At 32.7% G+C, this 19,050-nt stretch carries 21 protein-coding genes; 17 read left to right on the top strand and 4 right to left on the bottom strand.

Going from position 1 to position 19,050, the window contains the following annotated elements; genetic code table 11:
• The first annotated feature begins 52 nt into the window (after positions 1-52).
• The 10 genes from FN795_RS08265 to FN795_RS08220 all read left to right on the top strand — a co-directional run bounded on the left by FN795_RS08265 (position 53) and on the right by FN795_RS08220 (position 10,022).
• On the top strand, positions 53-1,915 hold the full coding sequence (locus FN795_RS08265; protein WP_142450188.1) for a glycoside hydrolase family 13 protein: 1,863 nt from the start codon (positions 53-55) through the stop codon (positions 1,913-1,915).
• A 127-nt stretch (positions 1,916-2,042) separates the two neighbouring features.
• Positions 2,043-3,704, top strand: coding sequence for an alpha-amylase family glycosyl hydrolase (locus FN795_RS08260; protein WP_142450187.1), 1,662 nt, complete (start codon positions 2,043-2,045; stop codon positions 3,702-3,704).
• Between the two features lie 165 nt (positions 3,705-3,869).
• The gene (locus FN795_RS08255; protein ID WP_142450186.1) at positions 3,870-4,547 is read left to right on the top strand and encodes a glycerophosphodiester phosphodiesterase; all 678 of its coding nucleotides are present in this window, start codon (positions 3,870-3,872) and stop codon (positions 4,545-4,547) included.
• Positions 4,544-5,752, top strand: a complete 1,209-nt coding sequence (locus tag FN795_RS08250; protein ID WP_142450185.1) for a BaiN/RdsA family NAD(P)/FAD-dependent oxidoreductase — start codon at positions 4,544-4,546, stop codon at positions 5,750-5,752. Before FN795_RS08255 ends, FN795_RS08250 begins: the two co-directional genes overlap by 4 nt.
• 6 nt (positions 5,753-5,758) lie before the next feature.
• Positions 5,759-6,406, top strand: coding sequence for an HAD family hydrolase (locus tag FN795_RS08245; RefSeq protein WP_142450184.1), 648 nt, complete (start codon positions 5,759-5,761; stop codon positions 6,404-6,406).
• A 3-nt stretch (positions 6,407-6,409) separates the two neighbouring features.
• Entirely contained in the window at positions 6,410-6,982 is a 573-nt protein-coding gene (locus tag FN795_RS08240) for a Crp/Fnr family transcriptional regulator (protein WP_142450183.1), read from the top strand.
• Between the two features lie 59 nt (positions 6,983-7,041).
• On the top strand, positions 7,042-7,722 hold the full coding sequence (locus FN795_RS08235; RefSeq protein ID WP_167498065.1) for an MBL fold metallo-hydrolase: 681 nt from the start codon (positions 7,042-7,044) through the stop codon (positions 7,720-7,722).
• A 73-nt stretch (positions 7,723-7,795) separates the two neighbouring features.
• A complete protein-coding gene (locus FN795_RS08230) occupies positions 7,796-8,548 on the top strand; it encodes a hypothetical protein (protein WP_142450182.1) in 753 nt (250 codons plus the stop codon).
• Positions 8,549-8,558: 10 nt separating this feature from the next.
• Positions 8,559-9,308 carry a hypothetical protein gene (locus tag FN795_RS08225; protein WP_142450181.1) on the top strand — a complete coding sequence of 250 codons (750 nt, stop codon included), beginning with the start codon at positions 8,559-8,561 and terminating at the stop codon, positions 9,306-9,308.
• Between the two features lie 6 nt (positions 9,309-9,314).
• The gene (locus tag FN795_RS08220; protein ID WP_142450180.1) at positions 9,315-10,022 is read left to right on the top strand and encodes a hypothetical protein; all 708 of its coding nucleotides are present in this window, start codon (positions 9,315-9,317) and stop codon (positions 10,020-10,022) included.
• Here the strand turns inward: FN795_RS08220 and FN795_RS08215 are convergent.
• Both FN795_RS08215 and FN795_RS08210 read right to left on the bottom strand, forming a co-directional pair.
• Positions 10,006-10,986, bottom strand: coding sequence for a tetratricopeptide repeat protein (locus FN795_RS08215; protein ID WP_142450179.1), 981 nt, complete (start codon positions 10,984-10,986; stop codon positions 10,006-10,008). The genes FN795_RS08220 and FN795_RS08215 overlap by 17 nt on opposite strands.
• A gap of 55 nt (positions 10,987-11,041) precedes the next feature.
• Positions 11,042-11,518, bottom strand: coding sequence for a TspO/MBR family protein (locus FN795_RS08210; RefSeq protein WP_142450178.1), 477 nt, complete (start codon positions 11,516-11,518; stop codon positions 11,042-11,044).
• Positions 11,519-11,670: 152 nt separating this feature from the next.
• On the opposite strand from FN795_RS08210, the gene FN795_RS08205 reads away from it, so the two are divergent.
• The 5 genes from FN795_RS08205 to FN795_RS08185 all read left to right on the top strand — a co-directional run bounded on the left by FN795_RS08205 (position 11,671) and on the right by FN795_RS08185 (position 16,626).
• Positions 11,671-12,771: a diphosphomevalonate/mevalonate 3,5-bisphosphate decarboxylase family protein gene (locus FN795_RS08205; RefSeq protein ID WP_142450177.1), complete on the top strand. Its 1,101-nt coding sequence runs from the start codon at positions 11,671-11,673 to the stop codon at positions 12,769-12,771.
• A 47-nt stretch (positions 12,772-12,818) separates the two neighbouring features.
• On the top strand, positions 12,819-13,757 hold the full coding sequence (locus FN795_RS08200; RefSeq protein WP_142450176.1) for a mevalonate kinase family protein: 939 nt from the start codon (positions 12,819-12,821) through the stop codon (positions 13,755-13,757).
• A gap of 72 nt (positions 13,758-13,829) precedes the next feature.
• A complete protein-coding gene (locus FN795_RS08195; RefSeq protein WP_142450175.1) occupies positions 13,830-14,420 on the top strand; it encodes a DUF502 domain-containing protein in 591 nt (196 codons plus the stop codon).
• Between the two features lie 63 nt (positions 14,421-14,483).
• Entirely contained in the window at positions 14,484-15,440 is a 957-nt protein-coding gene (locus tag FN795_RS08190) for a geranylgeranylglycerol-phosphate geranylgeranyltransferase (RefSeq protein ID WP_142450174.1), read from the top strand.
• Positions 15,441-15,717: 277 nt separating this feature from the next.
• The gene (locus FN795_RS08185; protein ID WP_035645879.1) at positions 15,718-16,626 is read left to right on the top strand and encodes a pseudouridine synthase; all 909 of its coding nucleotides are present in this window, start codon (positions 15,718-15,720) and stop codon (positions 16,624-16,626) included.
• A 64-nt stretch (positions 16,627-16,690) separates the two neighbouring features.
• On the opposite strand, the gene FN795_RS08180 is transcribed toward FN795_RS08185, so the two are convergent.
• Positions 16,691-17,293, bottom strand: coding sequence for a DUF937 domain-containing protein (locus FN795_RS08180; RefSeq protein ID WP_142450173.1), 603 nt, complete (start codon positions 17,291-17,293; stop codon positions 16,691-16,693).
• A gap of 284 nt (positions 17,294-17,577) precedes the next feature.
• Positions 17,578-18,078 carry a DUF456 domain-containing protein gene (locus FN795_RS08175; protein ID WP_142450172.1) on the bottom strand — a complete coding sequence of 167 codons (501 nt, stop codon included), beginning with the start codon at positions 18,076-18,078 and terminating at the stop codon, positions 17,578-17,580.
• A gap of 45 nt (positions 18,079-18,123) precedes the next feature.
• Between FN795_RS08175 and FN795_RS08170 the strand changes: the two genes are divergently transcribed.
• Together FN795_RS08170 and FN795_RS08165 are read left to right on the top strand one after the other, a co-directional pair.
• Entirely contained in the window at positions 18,124-18,507 is a 384-nt protein-coding gene (locus tag FN795_RS08170; RefSeq protein ID WP_142450171.1) for a hypothetical protein, read from the top strand.
• 49 nt (positions 18,508-18,556) lie between these two features.
• Positions 18,557-19,042, top strand: a complete 486-nt coding sequence (locus FN795_RS08165) for a hypothetical protein (RefSeq protein WP_142450170.1) — start codon at positions 18,557-18,559, stop codon at positions 19,040-19,042.
• The last annotated feature ends 8 nt before the right edge of the window (positions 19,043-19,050 follow it).

Raw genomic sequence — 19,050 nt, 5'->3', positions numbered from 1 at the left:
ATACCTACAAGGTTTTGAAAACCTTGCAGGAAATGAACTAAAAAGAAAAACTATGAAGAACCTAAAAATAAACTGCACATTCTACAAATTAATCCTAATGGTTTTGTTGTTTTCCGCTTCCGCGAAAGCGCAAATCCAAAAAGTAGAACCGCCATTTTGGTACGCCGGAATGAAGAATCCGGAACTACAAATTATGTTCTACGGAAAAAACATCTCGCAATACGAAGCTTCGGTTTCAAATAATGTTGTGATTAAAAATGTAGAAAAAACAGAAAACCCAAATTACCTTTTCGTAACTATTGATACGCAAAATATCAAAGCATCTGAATTGGTTTTCTCTTTCAAAAACAATAATAAAGTAGCTTTCACGCAGAAATATTCTCTTAAAGAAAGAAGAGCAAATTCGGCAGACAGAAAAAGTTACGATGCATCGGATTTGATTTACTTAATCATGCCGGATCGTTTTGCTAACGGAAATCCTAAAAATGACAGTGATCCAGTTTTAACTGAGAAAGGAAATCGCGCAGAACCGGGCGGACGTCATGGCGGTGATATCGAAGGAATCATCAAAAACTTAGATTATATTTCGTCTCTTGGTGCAACTACAATTTGGAGCACGCCTTTATGCGAAGACAACGACAAACAGCATTCGTACCACACTTACGGACAATCGGACGTTTACAAAATCGATCCGCGTTACGGAACGAATGACGATTACGCTCGTCTTTCTTCAGAAATGCACAAAAAGAATATGAAACTGGTTATGGATTATGTTACGAATCACTGGGGAATTACACACTGGATGATGAAGGATATTCCAACCAAAACATGGTTCAACCAATTCGAAACTTTCACACAAACACATCACCGTCGTGAAGTAATTACAGATATTCATGCTTCTAAAACAGATCAGGAAGTTTGCGTTGACGGTTGGTTTGTACCTTCAATGCCTGATTTAAATTTAAGAAATCCTCTTGTTGCAAAATACTTAACACAAAACGCCATTTGGTGGATAGAATTTGCCAATCTTGACGGTTTTAGAGTTGATACTTATAATTATTCGGATAAAACTGCCATGTCAAATTGGGCAAAATCAATTACAGATGAATATCCGAATTTTAATATCGTTGGTGAAATCTGGATGCACAACCAGGCAAATTTATCTTTTTGGCAGAAAGACAGTAAAATTGGTGCTATTGAAAACTATAATTCGAATTTACCAAGTGTAATGGATTTTACGCTTCAAAGTCAAGTTACTTCTGCTTTCAACGAAGATACACCAAACTGGGACAGCGGATTGATTAAATTCTACAACAATTTTGCAATGGATTTTTTATATCCAAACACTAATAATATTTTAGTTTTTGCCGAAAATCATGATACCGATCGTATGAACGACAAGTTCAAATATGATTTACCAAAATACAAACTGGCGATGACTTTATTGGCAACCATTCGTGGAATTCCACAAGTTTATTACGGTTCAGAAATCGGAATGGGCGGTGACAAAAGCAAAGGCGATGCCGATATTCGTCAAGATTTTCCTGGTGGATGGGCCGGTGACAAAAACAATGCTTTCACAGCAGCAGGAAGAACAGCTGAACAGGCAAAATATTTCGATTTTACTTCAAAATTATTCAACTGGAGAAAATCAAATGAAGCAGTTCATTTCGGAAAAATGACACATTATATTCCGGAAAATAACACATATGTTTATTTCAGATATACTGATGCTAAAACTGTAATGGTCGTTTTTAATAACAATGCAAAAGAGCAGGTTGTAAAAACTAATCGTTTTAAAGAAAACATCAAAAATTTTAAATCAGGAAAAGATGTTATTACAGGAAAAACATTCGATTTAGCTACTGAAATTACTTTAGAACCAAAATCAGCTTTTATTTTAGAATTGGAATAAAAATTTAAACGCAAAGTTTTTTCTGCCACGAATTCACGAATTATTTTTTGACAATCTTTGAGAATAAAATTCGTGAATTCGTGGCTATTTTTTTTCAACACAATCCATCCTAAAATAATCTAAAATAATGAAAAAATACACTTCCCTTTTTTTATCTTTAGTATACTTAACAATGAGTTGTTCTGGCTCAAAATCAGTTACAATGGATAATACTTCGAAAACACCTTTCGTTTGGGAAGGCGCAAATGTTTATTTTTTACTTACAGATCGTTTTTACAACGGAGACACTTCAAACGATTTAAATTTCAACCGAACCAAAACTCCCGGAAAATTACGTGGTTTTGAAGGCGGAGACATCATCGGAATTACCAAAAAAATCGAATCGGGATATTTTGAAAAATTAGGAATAAATGCCATTTGGCTTACGCCGATTGTCGAACAAATCCACGATGGCGTTGACGAAGGAACCGGATTGAGTTATGGCTTTCACGGTTATTGGGCAAAAGACTGGACAGCTTTAGATCCTAATTTCGGAACTAAAGAAGATTTAGCAAAACTCGTAAAAAAAGCACACGAAAAGGGTATCAGAATAATTCTTGATGGCGTAATCAATCATACTGGACCAGTAACTCCCGAAGATCCTGTTTGGCCTTCGGATTGGGTAAGAACGGGCGTTGTCTGCGATTATAAATCTTTCGAAAATACAACAATGTGTACTTTGGTTGACAATCTTCCAGATGTTAGAACTGAAAGTACTCAGGAAGTTGCACTCCCCTCTTTTTTAATCGAAAAATGGAAAAAAGAAGGCCGTTATGAAAAAGAAATTGCTTCTTTGGATGAATTTTTCAAAAGAACAAATTACCCAAGAACACCAAAATATTACATCATAAAATGGCTTACCGATTACATTGTAGAATTTGGAGTTGACGGTTACCGAGGCGACACTGTAAAACATACCGACGAAAACGTTTGGGCCGATTTTAAAAAAGAATGTGAGTACGCTTTTGAAACTTGGAAAAAACATCATCCACTTGAAGTTTTAGACCAAAATCCGTTTTATACAATTGCCGAAGTTTACGGTTACGGAATCAGCGGTGGACAGGATTATGATTTTGGAGACCGAAAAGTAAATTATTTCCAAAATGGTTTCAACAGCATGATCAATTTTGAGTTTAAATGGAACGCTGCTCAAAACGATTACGAAGGTTTATTTTCTAAATATTCGAATCATTTAAATAATGATTTGAAAGGATTTTCAGTTTTAAACTATATGTCTTCGCATGATGACGGTCAGCCTTTTGACGCAAACAGAACAAAAGGTATTGAAGCCGGGACTAAATTGTTGCTTTCTCCAGGAATGTCTCAGATTTATTATGGCGACGAGTCAAATCGTTCTTTAGTAGTTGAAGGCACTCAGGGCGATGCAACTTTACGTTCGAATATGAATTGGGATGCTATTCAGAACAATCCTGAAACTCAAAAAACACTTTTGCATTGGCAGAAATTAGGACAGTTTAGAAAAAATCATCCCGCGGTTGGAGCAGGAATTCACAATCTAATTAATGCCAATCCTTATACTTTTTCGAGAATATTTACAAAAGGAGTTTTTACAGACAAAGTAATCATGGGAGTAGATTTACCAAAAGGAAGAAAAGAACTTCCTGTTGGCGATATCTTCCCAAACGGAACTAAATTAAAAGACACCTACTCCAATCAAAATACAGAAGTTATTGACGGTAAAGTAATTATTGACACTGATTTTGATATTGTATTATTGGAGAAGATTTAACTGCAAGAGTGCAAAGTTTTTTAGCCACAGATTATTAGGATTAAAAGGATTATTAAAAATCTGTGCAAATCTTTTAATCTGTGGCTAACTTTTTTATGATATTTGCTCCCGATAGCTATCGGGATTGCGTAAAACTTTGCGACCTTTGCGGTTAAACTTTATACAATGTTAAAGATTGCACATCGAGGCGCAAAAGCTTACGAACCTGAAAATACTTTACAAGCTTTCCAAAAAGCATTAGATCTAAATTCAGACGGAATTGAACTCGATGTTCACTTAAGCGCTGACGGACACATAATCGTAATTCACGACGAAACCATCGACAAAATGACCAACGGAAAAGGCGCTGTAAATTCATTTTCTTTGAAGGAATTAAAGTGTTTTTCAACTGCTGAGGGACATCAAATTCCTACTTTAAAAGAAGTTTTCGATTTAGTCAACAAAAAATGTTTCATCAATATCGAATTAAAAAGTGCTGCTGCTTTAACAAAAGTAGTTTCTTTAATAGATGAATATGTTTCAGAAAAAAACTGGAAATATGAACATTTCATTGTTTCTAGTTTTGATTGGAATGCGCTTTTAGAAGTTCATAATTTAGATTCGAAAATTCCAATTGGAGTTTTAACAGAAACTGATCTTAATTTAGCTTTGGCTTTCGCCGAAACTATAAAAGCAAAAGCGATTCATCCTTATTATCATTTATTAAATCAAGAAAATGTTCAGGAAATGCAGCAAAAAGGTTTTCTCGTTTTGCCTTGGACAGTGAATATTGAGGAAGACATTCAAAAAATAAAAAGTTATAACGTAAACGGAATAATCTCTGATTTTCCAGATAAAATATGATCAAAAATTTCGACATAATCATCGTTGGCGGAGGCGCTGCAGGTTTTTTTACGGCGATTAATATTGCTGAGAAAAATCCGAAACTAAAAATTGCCATTTTAGAAAGAGGAAAAGAAGTCCTTTCTAAAGTCCGCGTTTCAGGAGGCGGACGTTGCAACGTTACACACGCTTGTTTTGAACCCAACGAATTGGTTAAATTTTATCCGAGAGGCGAAAAAGAACTTCGTGGACCATTTCATCAATTTTGTTCCGGAGATACAATCGAATGGTTCGAAAAACATGGCGTAGAATTAAAAATTGAAGAAGACGGCAGAATGTTTCCGGTTTCAAATTCATCACAAACCATAATTGATTGCTTCTTAAAAGCAACTGAAAAATTAGGTATAAAAGTACTAACTGGTCAAAGTGTACAATCTATTTTCAAAAAAGAAAATCATTGGAAAATTGATACACAAAACGACAATTTCGCTACCGAAAAATTGGTAATGGCAACAGGAAGTAATCCAAAAATCTGGGAAATGCTTCAACAACATGGGCACGCAATTGTAAGCCCTGTCCCTTCCCTATTTACTTTCAACATCAAAGATTCCAGAATTAAAGAATTACCCGGCGTTGCAGCACAAGTTACTGTAAACGTAAAAGATACAAAACTCGAATCTACTGGCCCTTTATTAATCACACATTGGGGAATGAGCGGACCAGCAATTCTAAAACTTTCGGCTTGGGGCGCTCGTATTTTGCATGACAAAAATTATCAGTTTACCATTTTTGTCAATTGGTTAAATGATGTTGATTTTGAAGATGCCGAAAAAATCCTCAAAGATTTAAAACAGGAACATGCTAAAAAAGCCGTTTCTAAGAAATCTCCTTTTGACTTTCCAAATCGTTTATGGGAAAGTTTGGTTTTGGCCTCAGGAATTGAAGTTGAAACAAAATGGGCAGATTTATCTAAAAATCAATTGCAGAATTTGACTTCACTATTGACAAAAGCCGAATTTAAAGTAAACGGAAAAAGTACTTTTAAAGAAGAATTTGTAACCGCTGGTGGAATCGATTTAAAAGAAATCAACTTCAAAACCATGGAAAGCAAAATTCACGAAAACCTTTATTTTGCTGGCGAAATTGTAAATATCGACGCTATTACAGGCGGATTTAATTTTCAGAATGCTTGGACAAGCGGGTTTATTCTGGCTCAAAATATTTAATAAAAAATGAAATTTAAAGGAATTATTTTTGATTTGGACGGAACGTTAGTAAACTCTCTGCACGATATTTCGGATGCAATGAACATCGTTCTTAAAGGTCTAAATTACCCAACTCATACATACGATACTTATCAATATTTTATTGGAAGCGGATTACGAAATCTTATAAGCAAAGCTTTGCCCGCATCAAACAATGATGAAGAACAAATTGAAATTTGTTTTGAGTTGATGATCAATGAATATCGAAAAATCTGCACACTAAAAACAAAACCGTACGACGGAATTATCGAATTATTAAACAATTTGAATTCACAAAATATCAAATTAGCGGTTTTCTCCAACAAGGCTGATGAGTTGACTAAAAAAATAGCATCAGAGATATTTCCTGATTATTTTGATACTGCAGTGGGTTTAAGCACAGAAGAACTTAAAAAACCAAATCCGTTTGAAGCTATAGAAATAAGTAAAAACTGGAATTTGAAACCTGAGGAAATTCTTTTTGTAGGCGATTCTGACATTGATATGCAGACGGCAGTAAATGCGAATATGTTTCCAGTTGGAGTTTCATGGGGTTATAGAACTGAAGATGAATTGAAAACCAGCGGGGCAAAATTGGTCATTAACAATGCTTCAGAATTAATTGAAATTCTATAAATCGTGAATTCTTCATTACAAAAACAAATACTATCGATTGCTTCGTTTTCTGAAAATGAAATCGAAAAGATCGATTCTTGTTTTGAATATGAAAGTTTTACGGCTAAAGATTTTCTTTCTTCAATGGGAAAAATCAGCAGTAAAATCTTTTTTATTGTTGAAGGTTTAGCACGAGTTTATTACTTAAAAGATGGAAAAGAAATCACCACTTATTTAAGTTGTGATGAAGGTTTCATTGCTTCGTATTCCAGTTTCATTAATCAGACAAAATCTTTTGAAAATATTCAATGTATTGAAGATTGTGAAATCCTTTCGATTACTTACGAAAAAATGCAATATTTATACTCCGAAATTCCAAATTGGGAACGCATTGGAAGAATCCTTGCTGAACAAAATTACCTTTGCATGGCAGATCGCGTTTTAAAATTGCAGATGATTCCGGCAAAAGAAAAATATCTCACTTTTCTGGAATCGGCGCCAGCCAAAATAATCCAACGCACTCCTTTAATTTATATCGCTTCTTTTCTCGGAATTACGCCAGAATCTTTGAGCCGAATTCGCCAAAGTATTTCTTAACATTTATCAAGTAGATTAAGAAACCGAATTCAAATCTTTGCCAATATAAAATTCAAGAAATGATGAAAAATATTGCCAAAGACGTTTATCAAATTCCTTTGTTTCCGCGAAACGCCATCAATTGTTATGTAATTGAAGATGTTTTAATTGATGCCGGAATTCGAAGTTCTGCGAACATAATTCTAAAAGCTTTAAAAGATAAGACGATTACCAAACACGCATTGACTCACGCACATGCAGATCATCAAGGAAGCAGTAAAATAATCTGCGAAACGCTAAATATTCCGCTTATATGCAGTGAACTTGAAAAAGAATTGGCTGAAAACGGAAATGTAATTAAAGAATATCCAAACCCAAATCATGTTATTTCTAAATTTCAAAAACATTTTTGGGCAGGAAAAGGTCACCAAGTTTCTGAAATCTTGAAAGAAGGAGACAAAATTGGCGGATTTATGGTTATCGAAACTCCCGGACATTCAAGTGGACATCTATCTTTTTTCAGAGAAAAAGACGGCGTATTAATTGTGGGAGATGTTATGACGAATATGAATTTATTGACTACAAAAGTTGGACTTCACGAACCACCAAGTCTGTTCACGACAAATCAAGAAACAAATAGAAAATCTATTCTAAAATTGGCTTCGCTAAAGCCAAAAATACTTTGTTTTGGCCATGGTCCTGTTTTATTTAATAACGGAGAGTTTGAAGCATTTGCTAAAAAGATTCAACAACATAATTAACAAGAATTTACAGATTTCACAAGTTTTCGTTAAGACTATTCTAATAATTTTACTCTCAACTAAATACCATTAAATGAAAGTAAAATTACTCACCACAATTTCTTTTTTCACTTACCAAATTTCTATTTCTCAAACAGAAAAGCTACTTCAGGGGAAAGTTACTTCAAACAATATTCCCCTTAATAAAGTAGAAGTAATAAACAAAACTGCAAAAACAAGCACTACCACAAACGCTTTGGGAGAATTTGCCATTTCAGTTAGCGTAAAAGATAGTCTGATTTTTTTCTCCAAAGACTTTTTCTTTACAAGATTAAAAATCACAAAAGAAAATCTTGAAGCCACTAGTTTAATAGTGAACATGATTCCGAGACCGGAAGAATTGGATGAAGTCGTAATTACAAAAATTAACTTTCCGAAAAAAATTGAATACGATGCAGAAGCCATAAATAAGATCAATATAGAAAGAGCAAATAACGATTTAACTCGATATATACCAGGTTTTAACAATAGTACTATTGCAAACGGAATGAATATTGGCGCTATTGGTGGCGGTCTGTTTGGTTTATTCAAAAGAGAAAAAGAAGAGCCTAAAAAGAAAGTACCTGAAATGGATTTTAAAAAACTCATTGCAACATCAATTCCGCTGGATTTTTTCTCAAAAGATTTAAAATTAAGCCTTGATGAAAAAGAATTATTTCTTCAATTATGCGAGTCTGATCCAAGATCCAAGACACTTTTAGAGCATCCAAATATCCTTTCAACTATGGATTTTTTATATACTAAAAATGAAGAGTTTAAGAAAATAAATTCTGAAAATAAAAACTAAATACCATTACATGAAAGTAAAATTACTTACCACAATTTCTTTTTTCACTTACCAACTCTCTATTTCCCAAACAGAAAAGCTTCTACACGGAAAGGTCTCTTCTAATAATGTTCCACTTAACAAAGTAGAAGTAATAAACAAAACCTCTAAAACAAGCACGACAACAAATTCTTTGGGAGAATTTTCAATTGCAGTAAAAGCACAGGATAGCTTGATTTTTTTTGCCAAAGATTATTTATTCACACGATTAAAAATTACGGCAAAACAAATCGAAACCAATAATCTTATCGTAAATATGATTCCGAAAGCGGAAGAATTAAACGAAGTAATTATTTCAAATGTAACAGCAAAAGATATTTTCTTGACCAAAGAAGATATAAAACAAATAAAACTAAACGATCATAAATCAAGACCAGGGTTAAAAATTGAAGGTTTTAATGAGGTAAAAGGAAGTCCGTTAGACATCGATTTCATTTATTTGGGCAAACAAGTTTACAACTTATTAAAAAAAGACGAAGAGTCTAAAAAAGAAATTCCGAAAATTGATTTTAGAAAATTAATCGCAACAACTTGTCCTGAAGATTTTTTTCTCAAAGAACTAAAATTGAATTCTGAGGAAAAAGAGCTTTTTCTTCAATTTTGTGATGCCGATCCAAAATCTAATATACTTTTAGGAAATCCAAATATTCTGGCAACAATGGAATTTTTATATGCCAAAAATGATGAGTTTAAGAAGCTGAAATCCGAAACTAAAAACTAAACTTTAATGAAAGCACGACTACTTACCACAATTTCCTTCTTTACTTATCAGCTCAGTATTTCTCAAACGGAAAAATTAGTACACGGAAAAGTTCTTTCAGAAAATATACCACTTAACAAAGTGGAAGTAATTAATAAAACCGCTAAAATCAGTACTAAAACAAATGAGTTGGGAGAATTTTCAATTTTAGTAAAAGCGCATGACAGTCTTATTTTTTTCTATAAAGATTCTTTTTTCTCGAGGTTGAAAATTTCTCAGGAAAGTATTAATCAGAATAATATAATTGTGAATACAGTTCTTAAACCTGAAGAATTGAAAGAAGTTGTCATAACTAAGGTCGCATTTGACAAAGTCAAGGTTGATGCTGATGCTGTTGCAGATGTATTGATTGATAAAAATGTCAAAAACTTATTTTGGAATACGGGAGTTAGTGATAATACAATTAGAGAAGCTCTTCGAGTTTCATTTCCTTTAAAAGGCAAGCCGAACAAAAAAATTGAAGTTGCCGACGATCGTTTTAAAAAACTGATAATGGCTTATTGTCCTGCTGATTTTTTCATCAAAAATCTAAAACTAAAACCCGAAGAAAAAGAACTTTTTATTGATTTTTGCGACTCAGATCCGAAATCGAAAACGCTACTGGAAAATCCAAATGTTTTGGCTATTATGGATTTTCTTTATGCTAAAAATGAAGTGTTTAAGAAACTGAAGTAGCTTTTTTTAAGTTTTTCCATTTTAGGAAGAATACAATTAAAGCAATCAATAAAATTATTATTAATCCAGAAAGAATAATCAAACTCGTTTCAATTTGGTATATATAATCTGAATTTATATCCTTTTTGCTTTCTCTTAAATCCCGAAGTTGAGAACCATATTTTAAAGCTCTTTCTCTATAATAATCAATTTCGCCTTGGGCGCTATTAATCATTCGTTCAACAATCAAATCACCATCGTAACCATATTCTCTGGCAGTTCTGTACGTATCAAGTGCGCTATTATTCTCTCCCAATAATGTTGCAAGATTGCCAAGTTCAAAAAGTAGAATTGAAATGATTTTATCTTTTGGCTCTATAAATGACATTCGTTCATTTACCTGGAAATAAATTGATTGTGCTAATTCCTCAATTTCTTTTTTAGACAATTTTGTTTTAGGCTCACGTGAAGTTCCAAAATTTGTATTTATTAAAAACTCACCTGATATATCTTTTAAGTTTTTAATTTTAGCTTCTAATATTTTCAAATGAAGCCATTCTGATCCTTCATGAGATTTTGGATTAATAGCGATAGATTTTTTAATCCAGTTATAGGCTTTTTGGTTTTCACCCATTAATTCGTAAAGTGTTCCCAAATTAGATGCAGTAGAATATCTGTTGGGCTTAATTTTTTCAATGTTCAAATATAATTTTAAAGCTTCGTCATATTTTTTCTGAACAATTAAAAGATATCCTTTATCAGATAAATAATCCAAATCTCTTGTCTTTTTGTATAAACTATCAAGTTCAATTATCAATCTTGGAAAATCTCCCTCGAAAAAAAAATGGCCTTTAGGATTAATTCCATCATAATCTTGATATGCATAAGCTCCATTTTTTAAAATTTTAGTTTCCCCATTTAAACAAGCAAAACTTTTAAACGAAATCAAAACCAAAACAATTAGAAAAAACTTAAATCTATTCATAAAGCATATAACGTAAAGAATTAAACTTGAAACCTGAAACAAAAGAAACTTTAAACTACTTATTCAACCACCAAATACTAGCGTTCAAAATAGCAGCAAAAGCAACCCAAGCTAAATATGGAATCAATAAATAACCGGCAGTTTTATTAATTTTGATAAACTTTATATACGTTTCATAAATGAACAACCATAAAAGCGCAATTTCTATCAAAGCCAACATCGGATTTTTTAATCCGAAGAATAAATAAGACCAAATCGCATTCAATGTCAGTTGAATTAAAAAGAATCCTAACGCTTTTTTAACTTCCTCATTTTGCTCTTTGATTTTATCCCAGACTAATCCGGCAGCAACAGCCATAAAAATGTACAGAATTGTCCAAACCGGCATGAAAATCCAATTCGGCGGATTAAAAGCTGGCTTTTCTAACGTTACATACCACGTCTCAATACTGGGTCTGGTTACCGTACTGGCAGAATATCCAACTGCTAGACAAACCATTAAAGCTATAGCGATTTTTACAAACTTATTCATTACATCAAATTTTGGATTCAAAAATAGTCAAAAGAAAAGTTTAAACCATGTAAGTAGAGTAAGTTCATTTTGACAGAACAGATTTATATTTTCTTATATTACTTATATGGTGAAAAAATTTAAAAACTATCTTTGCCAAAATTTTACAATTCATGTTTACAGCAACTGATTTTATTCCAACTCCATATACTTCAACAATTGAAAAAGGAAACTTTGAATGGAGTGCTCCAAGCAACATTGCATTAGTGAAATACTGGGGGAAAAAAGACAACCAGATTCCGGCAAATCCATCCGTAAGTTTTACTTTAAACAATTGCAAAACGATTACGAAATTAGGTTTTGAAAAAAGAGACATTTCGACTTCGCTCAATGTGACAAATTCTTTTTCATTTGATTTACTTTTTGAAGGAAAACCAAAAGAAGATTTCAAACCAAAGATTCAAAAGTTTTTAGAAAGAGTCGAAGTTTATTTGCCGTTTTTAAAAGATTATCATTTTACAATCGATACTCAGAATACTTTTCCTCATAGTTCCGGAATTGCATCTTCGGCATCTGGAATGGCGGCGCTGGCAATGAATTTTATGAGTTTGGAAAGAAACCTAAATCCCGAAATGACCGATGAATATTTCTTTCAAAAAGCTTCATTTTTGGCTCGTTTAGGTTCGGGGAGCGCTTGCAGAAGTGTAAAAGGAAATGTTGTAGTTTGGGGAAATCAGGCCAATATTGAAGGAAGTACCGATTTATTTGGAATTGAATTTCCGTATGCTATTCATGACAATTTCAAAAATTATCAAGACACGATTTTACTGGTTGACAAAGGCGAAAAACAAGTTTCGAGCACGGTTGGACACGATTTAATGCACAATCATCCATATGCTGAAAGGCGTTTTGCCCAGGCACATGAAAATTTAGATCAACTAATTTCTATTTTCGAAAACGGAAATTTAGATGAATTCATCAAAGTTGTAGAAAGTGAAGCTTTGACACTGCACGCCATGATGATGACTTCAATGCCGTATTTTATTTTGATGAAACCAAATACACTGCAAATCATAAATGCAATTTGGAAATTCAGAAGCGAAACTCAGATTCCGGTATGTTTTACACTTGATGCTGGAGCAAATGTGCATGTGCTTTATCCCGAAAACGTTAGCGAAAAAGTATTACAATTTATTAAGGACGAATTAGTTGTATTTTGTCAGAATGGTCAGTACATTTGCGACAAAATTGGAGCGGGATCAATTGCATTATAATTTTCCGTATCTTTAATTAAATTTTTAAGAAAGACATAAAATAAATCATGAAAGGACCACTATTTTACTCAAAAATATTACTCTTTGGAGAATACGGAATTATCCGCGACTCTAAAGGACTTTCTATTCCTTATAATTTTTACAACGGTGCTTTAAAGAAATCTGAAGCTCCTACTGAAGAAGCAATTTCTTCAAACAGAAGTCTAAGAAGTTTTGCTTCTTACCTTCAAGTACTTCAAACGCAACAGCCAGAATTAGTTACTTTCGATTTACAGACATTACAGAATGATGTCGAAACCGGAATGTATTTCGATTCTAGCATTCCGCAAGGATACGGTGTTGGAAGTAGTGGTGCACTTGTTGCGGCTATTTATGACAAATATGCTAACAACAAAATCACTGTTTTAGAGAATTTGACACGTGAAAAACTATTACAGTTAAAAAATATATTTTCTCAAATGGAAAGTTTTTTCCATGGAAAAAGTTCAGGATTAGATCCGTTGAACAGTTATTTAAGCATTCCAATCTTAATTAATTCTAAAGATAATATTGAAGCAACGGGAATTCCGACTCAAAGTTTTGACGGAAAAGGCGCTGTATTTTTGTTAGACTCAGGAATTGTTGGTGAAACGGCTCCAATGGTCAACATTTTTATGGAAAACCTGAAAGACAAAGGTTTCCGCACAATGCTTAAAAACCAATTTGTTAAATATACAGATGCTTGCGTAGAAAACTTTTTACATGGGGATATGAAGTCTTTATTTACAAATACTAAAAAACTTTCTAAAGTTGTTTTAAATAATTTCAAGCCAATGATTCCAGAACAATTTCATGGAATTTGGCAACACGGAATTGACACTAACGATTATTACCTAAAACTTTGCGGTTCTGGCGGAGGCGGTTATATTCTAGGCTTCACCGAAGATTTAGAACGCGCGAAAATATCTTTGAAAGATTATAAGCTAGAAGTAGTCTATCAGTTTTAAGTTCAAAAACTCCTAAACAGTCTTTATTTGAATATATTTTTCTAAAATCTTAATCCTAAAAAATTATTGCCTATGAAAAGTATTTTAAAGATTATCAAAGCAACTTTTTTAGGCGGAATTCTATTCTTAGTACCGTTGGTTGTTTTACTGATTTTTCTGGAAAAAGGATATGGTATTGTTCAAAAAACCACACTTCCTATCGTAAATAACTTTCCAAAAATTAATGTTTTGGGAATTGCAATTCAGGAACTTATTGGAATATTAATTATTCTTGTTATTTGCCTAATTGCTGGATTATTAGCAAAAACTGTAGCTGCTAAAAATTTGGTTCAGAAATTAGAAGATGGTATTTTGAGTTTTGTTCCGGGTTATTCGTTTATGAAAAGCATGAATGAAAATATTCTGGGAATTGAATCTAAAGACGACTTAAAAGTGATTTTGGTTCCAACAGATGCCGGCTTGCAGTTTGCTTTTTTAATAGAACAAATAAGTGAAGAGAAATTTACTGTTTTTATTCCGGATGCACCAAATCCGTGGAGCGGATCGGTGGTTTTTGTAGACAAAAAAGACATTCAGGATATTGATATTACACAAAAACAAGCTTTGGCCTGTATTCGAAAATTAGGCTATGGCTCTAAAGAATTGTTAAAAAACAAGCTCTAAAATATAGAATAAAAAAAATATATTCTAACTTCCCATAATCTAATCCATCACACTTTATAACCTATGTTAAGCAGACAGCACAAACTTGTAGTAATGAAAATTGTCAGTTTGTTTTCTGTCGTACGCGGTTATAATATTCCTATTATTGTTCTAGCACAATATTTATCGGCGATTTTTATTTTGGCTCCAGAAAAAAGAGCGCTTGACATCATTTTGGATTTTTATTTGTTTCTGATTGTTTTTGCTTCGGCGATTACCATTGCTTCGGGTTATATTATCAATAATTTTTATGATAGTCAGAAGGATTTGATCAACAGACCAAACAAGTCGATGCTTGATCGTTTAGTTAGTCAGAAAACAAAATTAACCGTTTATTTCAGCTTGAATTTCTTAGCTGTTTTAATGGCTTCAATTGTTTCATGGCGTGCGTTTTTATTTTTTTCTGCTTACATTTTTCTGATTTGGTTTTATTCTCATAAAATAAAGAAATACCCTTTTATAGGCAATTTGACGGCTGCACTTATGGCTGTAATTCCGTTTTTTGCGATTTTATTATATTTCTACAATTCGATTTCGTTTGAAGAAATTGAAAATCATATGAGCCATTTTATGGTTATTTCGGCGCATGCGGTTTTCTTATTTTTGCTGTTGCTGATTCGGGAAATGATAAAGGATTTAGAAAATCTGAAAGGTGATCTGGCGAATGATTACAGAACAATTCCGATACTTTACAGCGAAAAGATTTCTAAACAGATTATTACCGTTTTGACATTTTTGACTATTATTCCGGTTTATATTTTAGTCAATGTTTATGATGTTGGTTATATGGATATTTACTTTTATGTATGCTTTGTTGTGTTGCTTTTTTTTCTGCTTTATTTATGGAAATCGAATTCTAAAGAGCAATTTTTAATGCTTCATAATGTTTTGAAATTTCTGATTGTGGCAGGCGTATTTTGTATTGTTCTGATTAATCCGAGTGTTTTGTGGCATGGGAAAGAATTGATTTCCAACTATTAATTTGCCCGAGGATTTTTCGCTTTGAATCTTTTTTAAAAAATCAAAATGTTTAAAAGAAGCCAATTGTTTGAATTCTAGCCCCGATTGAAGTGGAAATCCTTTTATTTTTTTCCTTTAAAAAAATAAAAGATTGAAACGGAAAGCGGGAATTATTGCCTGAAAAAAAGCCAATTGCGATGCTTCAAAATCCTTTTATAATTTTTGCTATTAATCTAAGAACATTGAACTTAGGTTTATTTGGGCAGAAAAAACTATCTTTGCACAAATTAATGATTTTATGAACAACAAGGAAGGCAATAATAAAAGAGGCGGATCAAGACCAAATAGCTCAAGATCAAACTCTAGTAAGCCAAAACCACCAATGGCAAAACGCGCGCAAGGGCCGAAAAAAGAAAAGCCGGAGGTTAAAGCGGCGAAGGAAGCTGCTGAACAAAAATTTAAGAAACAAAATCAGGCACCAAAAAGACAAAAGGCTTCAGATGAAATTCGTCTGAACAAATACATCGCAAATTCTGGCGTGTGTTCACGTCGTGATGCTGATATATATATTCAGTCTGGAAACGTGAAAGTAAATGGCGTTCCGGTTACTGAAATGGGTTATTTAGTAAAATTAAATGACGTTGTAAATTTTGACGGCGTTGTTTTGACTCCTGAAAAGAAAGAATACATTTTATTAAACAAACCTAAAAACTTTACTACTGCCTTTGATGAAGGACAGGAATATCGTAATGTATTGGAACTTGTTCGTGGATCTACAAATGCAAAAATTGCAGCTGTTGGAAGAATGGACAAGAATACAACAGGTTTATTATTGTTTACAAATGATACTGATATGATTCGTAAATTTACTTTACCGAATCAGAAATCATCTAAAATTTATCAGGTTTCTTTAGACAAAAACTTGAAATTTGAGGATTTGGAAAAAATCAGCAAAGGTTTAGTTCTTGACGGACACCGTGTGTTTGTTGAAGAAGTTAGTTATATTGAAAAAGAAGCAAAAAGCGAAGTTGGTCTTAAATTAAAATCATCTAACGTAAAAGTAGTTCGTGCTATTTTTGAAAGCTTTGACTACGATGTTTTGCGTATTGACCGCGTTTCATTTGCTGGTTTAACTAAAAAGAATCTGCCGAGAGGGAACTGGCGTTTCCTGACAGACCAAGAGATTATCAATTTGAAAAACGCATAATACGTTTCAAATTTGATTAGATATCAAATCCTGTTTTGCCTTGTGTAAAATGGGATTTTTTTATTTAGAAACTGAAAAAGTTATGTCCAAAAAGTGTGAAGATTGATCTTCCGATGTTTTGATTTTTGTCTTCCACTGTTTCGTAACATGCAAATCCTAAAATGATTTTGATTCCAGGCTGGATGCTGTTTAGGATTTCTCTTTTTTGTTCTTCTAAAAGCAATTTTAAACTGTCTAAAAGCTGGATATTGTTTTTAAGATAAGAAACAACAAGTAGTGCAGAAAAATTTAGGATTTCGCGGGCTGTTTCACTTTTGATTCCGACTTCGTTTGAAATCATTTCAGAAATTCTGCCTTTTTTGTTGGTAAAGATTTCTTTTAAGATAGCGTTTCCTTCGATGCGATAACAGTCGTCAACTGATAAAATTCGTCCAGAAGCAAAATCGACTTCCTGATAAAAGGTTGAATTGTCTTCGATCAATGAGATGATTTCTTTATAAAAGCCCAATTCTTCGGCTTTGTTATAAAGGCCCATTAAAACTGTGCCAATCGAAACATCAATTCCCTTGATTAAAAGAGCATCATTTTCAAAATAAAACTTGTTTAGCTTAGAAACAACATTAGAAGAAATAAAACGTCTAAGTTCAATTTGTAGGTTTGGGGTCATACTCATAACTTAAAATAAATAATTATTTATACTTGTTAAAAATAATCGATAAAGTGAGGCTTTTTATCGTTTATCAGGATAAAAATATAAAATATTTTAACATTTCCAAAAAATAAGTTAAGAATATACATACCCGATTAACAGCTTATTAACACTAATTCCGCTCAACATCAATAAACATAACGCTTTCGTTATCAAAAGAAAATAAAAATATGTTTATGAAATTTTTAATATTTTTTAAAAACATGCAAAACATAAGAAAAATCCTAAGTACTTTTACACAATTAAAATAATATGTTTCGATATTCCCATGTTAGATGTAAAAAAATACCAAGAAAAATAATACAAAACATAAAGTTAATGAAGCTCGAAGCCAGAAATCCAAGCAATGATCCAGTTGCTGCTTTTAATGCCCGCTGATGGTTTTTTGAATCGTAAATGAGTTCTCCTAAAAATGCGCCAACAAAAGGTCCAATTATGACTCCAAAAGGTATCGGTGCCAAAATTCCAACTATTAAACCAATATTAGTACCCCAAACGCCGTAAGAGCTTCCGCCAAACTTTTTTGTTCCCTTTGATGGAATTACATAATCCAAAATGGTAATAACAATCGTAATCAATAATGTAATACCTAAAACCCAATAATTATTTTCGACCGCTTTTGTGAGATATAAAAGCAATAAGCCGACCCAACAACTCGACAAGCCAGGCAAAACGGGCAAGAAACTGCCAAAAATACCGATAATCATACAGATAAAACCGAGCAACAACAATACTAAATCCATATTTTTTTTGTAAATTGTATTTGCAAATCCTTGATAAAATAAGCCATGACACGATTTTTGAAAATATTTGCATTTTTCTTATTGATACATTTTATCAATCCGAATTTATATGCTCAGACTCAAAAACTTCCCTTAGATGATCTTTTGCTTCAGGACAGCATTTATAAAAGTAATAAGAAAAAAGTATTAAATTTTTCATTAAAAGAATTTGACATGCTTTTTCTTGAATTCTTTAATCGCAAACAAGATCCAAATATTGTTTTAACGAAAGCAGAATTTTATACTTACACAGTGCAGATTGCAACATTCTCCGACCGACTTGCCTCCTTATATCCTGACCAAAAGGAACTTGCTGCAGAAAATAAACAGGAATGGCTCTCTGAAAACTATCAAGATTATTTAGAATACAAAGGTTCTCAAAAAAAATAATCGTATTTTTATACCATAATTTCTCTTTATTCAACTCAACCTCAAAATCTTGAAGCAGTTTTCTATTTTTTTAATTTTTTTATTTTTCGGTTCTTGTCAATATTTTGAGAAGAAGGTTCCGTCTGAAAAAGAATTACTTCGAAAGGAACTAAAAGCCATCAATTGGAAAGAAGTTGATGAATATCCAAGCGTCGCAGAATGCGAAACAATTGCCGATGAAAAACAACGTCAAAAATGTTTTTTTGATGTAATGTCGCAGCTTGTTCAGGAAAAACTACAAATTGATAGTCTTTCTATTTTGTACCCTGAATGGGATACAATTTCGGTAAAAGTGACCATTTTTCCGAACTCAAAAATGAAATTCGAACCGCAATTTCCTAAGGATTCCGTAGCTTATGACACCATCAAAGTGGACAGTATTCTTCATGCACGCCTGATTGATTTTCCAAAAGTAAATCCGGCAATCAAACGAGGAATTCCGGTAAAAACACAGTTTATACTACCTGTTATCATAAAAGCAAAAGAAGCAAAATAAATTCTATT

The sequence above is a fragment of the Flavobacterium resistens genome, assembly GCF_900182645.1.
Lineage (GTDB): Bacteria > Bacteroidota > Bacteroidia > Flavobacteriales > Flavobacteriaceae > Flavobacterium > Flavobacterium resistens.
The sequence above is the reverse complement of the archived record's forward strand: the minus strand, read 5'-3'. Positions and strand labels throughout refer to the sequence as shown.

Coding starts and splice junctions, on each gene's coding strand:
- FN795_RS08265 (WP_142450188.1), top strand. CDS start 53: ATGAAGAACCTAAAAATAAACTGCACATTCTACAAATTAATCCTAATG.
- FN795_RS08260 (WP_142450187.1), top strand. CDS start 2,043: ATGAAAAAATACACTTCCCTTTTTTTATCTTTAGTATACTTAACAATG.
- FN795_RS08255 (WP_142450186.1), top strand. CDS start 3,870: ATGTTAAAGATTGCACATCGAGGCGCAAAAGCTTACGAACCTGAAAAT.
- FN795_RS08250 (WP_142450185.1), top strand. CDS start 4,544: ATGATCAAAAATTTCGACATAATCATCGTTGGCGGAGGCGCTGCAGGT.
- FN795_RS08245 (WP_142450184.1), top strand. CDS start 5,759: ATGAAATTTAAAGGAATTATTTTTGATTTGGACGGAACGTTAGTAAAC.
- FN795_RS08235 (WP_167498065.1), top strand. CDS start 7,042: ATGATGAAAAATATTGCCAAAGACGTTTATCAAATTCCTTTGTTTCCG.
- FN795_RS08230 (WP_142450182.1), top strand. CDS start 7,796: ATGAAAGTAAAATTACTCACCACAATTTCTTTTTTCACTTACCAAATT.
- FN795_RS08225 (WP_142450181.1), top strand. CDS start 8,559: ATGAAAGTAAAATTACTTACCACAATTTCTTTTTTCACTTACCAACTC.
- FN795_RS08220 (WP_142450180.1), top strand. CDS start 9,315: ATGAAAGCACGACTACTTACCACAATTTCCTTCTTTACTTATCAGCTC.
- FN795_RS08215 (WP_142450179.1), bottom strand. CDS start 10,986: ATGAATAGATTTAAGTTTTTTCTAATTGTTTTGGTTTTGATTTCGTTT.
- FN795_RS08210 (WP_142450178.1), bottom strand. CDS start 11,518: ATGAATAAGTTTGTAAAAATCGCTATAGCTTTAATGGTTTGTCTAGCA.
- FN795_RS08205 (WP_142450177.1), top strand. CDS start 11,671: ATGTTTACAGCAACTGATTTTATTCCAACTCCATATACTTCAACAATT.
- FN795_RS08200 (WP_142450176.1), top strand. CDS start 12,819: ATGAAAGGACCACTATTTTACTCAAAAATATTACTCTTTGGAGAATAC.
- FN795_RS08195 (WP_142450175.1), top strand. CDS start 13,830: ATGAAAAGTATTTTAAAGATTATCAAAGCAACTTTTTTAGGCGGAATT.
- FN795_RS08190 (WP_142450174.1), top strand. CDS start 14,484: ATGTTAAGCAGACAGCACAAACTTGTAGTAATGAAAATTGTCAGTTTG.
- FN795_RS08185 (WP_035645879.1), top strand. CDS start 15,718: ATGAACAACAAGGAAGGCAATAATAAAAGAGGCGGATCAAGACCAAAT.
- FN795_RS08180 (WP_142450173.1), bottom strand. CDS start 17,293: ATGACCCCAAACCTACAAATTGAACTTAGACGTTTTATTTCTTCTAAT.
- FN795_RS08175 (WP_142450172.1), bottom strand. CDS start 18,078: ATGGATTTAGTATTGTTGTTGCTCGGTTTTATCTGTATGATTATCGGT.
- FN795_RS08170 (WP_142450171.1), top strand. CDS start 18,124: ATGACACGATTTTTGAAAATATTTGCATTTTTCTTATTGATACATTTT.